Below are 2240 nucleotides of genomic sequence, written 5' to 3'. Positions count from 1 at the left end.
ATCAGTCGCGCCGACGCCAGGTTCAGCGCCGGATACAGCCGGTCGCCGACCCGGACGAAGAGCGCACCGGAGTCACGGTCGGCGATGATCGGCGATTCGTTCAGCTGGCCGGACGGGCTGAGAAAGGACCACAGCAGCGCACCCAGGCAGACGACCGCCGCGGCCGACACCGACGCCACCACCGCCAGCGACTGCCGCCGGCCGGGTTCGACCTCCATCCGGACCTGCCAGCGGGTCAACGCCATCGCGGTGCGCCGGGCCAGGAACTGGTAGCCGGTGACCTGGGTGCGCGTCGACAGCCCCAGGCCGTATCCCGGCCCCCGGTCTTCGTCAGCCACGGCCCATCACAATCCGGCGCCGAGCCGGTCGGGTGCGGCGCGTCGCACTGGTGGTCCTCATCTGCCCCTGCCTGATCTACCTGCTGATTGGGTTTGTACTGCGCATGCTAGCCGTGCCCGACGGGCTCCGCGCGGCACCCGGTCCGGGGCGCGGCGGTCGACACAGAATTTCAGCCGATTGTTACGTCGTCTTGTCGTTTCGGCCATTTTTCGGTTACAGCTCGACGTGATTCCCCGGCGATCAGGTGAACGACCGGTGAAGTCCGCACCCCCACAACCGGCGGCACTCGGTTCGGACCGGCGCGGTGCGGGGCTCACCCCGCCACGCCCAGGCGGCGGCATCCGCCGGAGGCCGACCCAGCGGCGGGATGTCTTCGGGACGTTATTCCATATCGATCACGGTGATCCGAAATTTTCGGGTATCGTGGCGGAGTGACGACTACCGACGACCACGGCTCCGAAGCGGACACCGATTCGACCGGTCCCGCAGTCGGTCCGGGGGGACACGCGACCACGCATCCGGTCGACTATTCGGCGTCGCTGGTCGACGTCGAGTTGGAGTTGGAGCAGGGCTACCGATCCGAGATCCACGGCGCCCATGACACGATCGACGTGGAGGAGTACGGCGGCGGCTTCGACCTCACCCGCCGGGCCACCGCGCCCAGGCTGCGGATCGGTAAGGACCGCTGGTTCAACCTGCTGTGGCTGATCCCGATCGGCTTCGTCGGCCTGGTGGCCGCGATCGCCGTCGGCAAGGGCCTCTGGGAACTGCCCGGCGTACAGGACTTCGTCGCACGCCACCCGGGCTCTGAACCGCAGGAGGCCGGTCCGCCCGGGATGCCGTGGTGGGCGAACTGGACGCACTTCTTCAACCTCTTCCTGATGATCTTCATCATCCGGTCCGGGATCCAGATCCTCTGCGACCACCCGCGGCTGTACTTCAGCCGCAACTCCACCCCGGGCAGGGACGAGTGGCTGCGGGTCGGTCCGCCGGTCCCCGACGACCCGTACTGGACCGCGAACTCGGACACCGTCGCGCTGCCGCCGCAGTTCGGGCTGCCCGGATTCCGGCACTCGATCGGCCTGGCCCGCTGGTGGCACCTCGGCGCCGACGTGCTCTGGCTGCTGAACGGCCTGGTCTTCTACGCCTTCCTGTTCGCCACCGGAGAGTGGCGACACATCACGCCGACCAGCTGGAGGGTCTTCCCCGACGCACTGTCGACCGCCATTCAGTACGTGTCGCTGAACTTCCCGCAGCACGAGGACGGCTGGTATGCCTACAACGGGCTGCAGCTGCTCGCCTACTTCACCACCGTGTTCATCGCCGCACCGGCGGCGTTGATCACCGGCCTGGGCATGTCGCCGGCGCTCTCCCAGCGGCTCGGGGCGATCAGCAAGCGGCTCAACCTGCAGGCGGCCCGCTCCCTGCACTTCCTGGTGCTGCTGTACTTCCTGTTCTTCATCCTGGTGCACGTGACGATGGTGTTCACCACCGACGCACTGCACAACCTCAACCACATGTTCGCGTCCCGCGACGACAACAGTTGGGCCGGTTTCTGGGTGTTCCTCGGGGCGATGCTGGTCTGCATCGTGGCGTGGGTGCTGGCGACCCCGTTCACCATCCGCCACCCGCGGGTGGTGCAGTTCGTCGGCGACATGTTGGTCGGCCCGTTCCAGCGGCTGTTGGAGAACCTCAACCCGAAACCGGGCACCTTCACCGAGGCGGACATCTCCCCGTACCACTGGCGCAACGGCCGGCTGCCGGAGACCGTCGAGTACAAGGAGCTGGAAGCCCACGACTTCGCCGACTGGCGGCTCAAGGTCTACGGCCTGGTGGAGAACCCGATGGAGTTCTCGCTGGAGGACCTCAAGGCACTGCCCTACCACGACCAGATCACCCAG

The 2240-nt window shown here is 67.3% G+C and carries 2 protein-coding genes; one reads left to right on the top strand and one right to left on the bottom strand.

The annotated features are described in order from the left end of the window. A partial coding sequence (locus tag AC2VNT_RS05000; RefSeq protein ID WP_486945800.1) for a type VII secretion protein EccB occupies positions 1-338 on the bottom strand: 338 nt, incomplete at its 3' end. Between the two features lie 555 nt (positions 339-893). Between AC2VNT_RS05000 and AC2VNT_RS04995 the strand changes: the two genes are divergently transcribed. After that, a partial coding sequence (locus tag AC2VNT_RS04995; RefSeq protein ID WP_486945801.1) for a cytochrome b/b6 domain-containing protein occupies positions 894-2240 on the top strand: 1347 nt, incomplete at its 3' end.

The organism is Mycobacterium sp. TH-M15, assembly GCF_057473705.1.
This window is presented reverse-complemented; position numbering and strand designations above follow the sequence as displayed.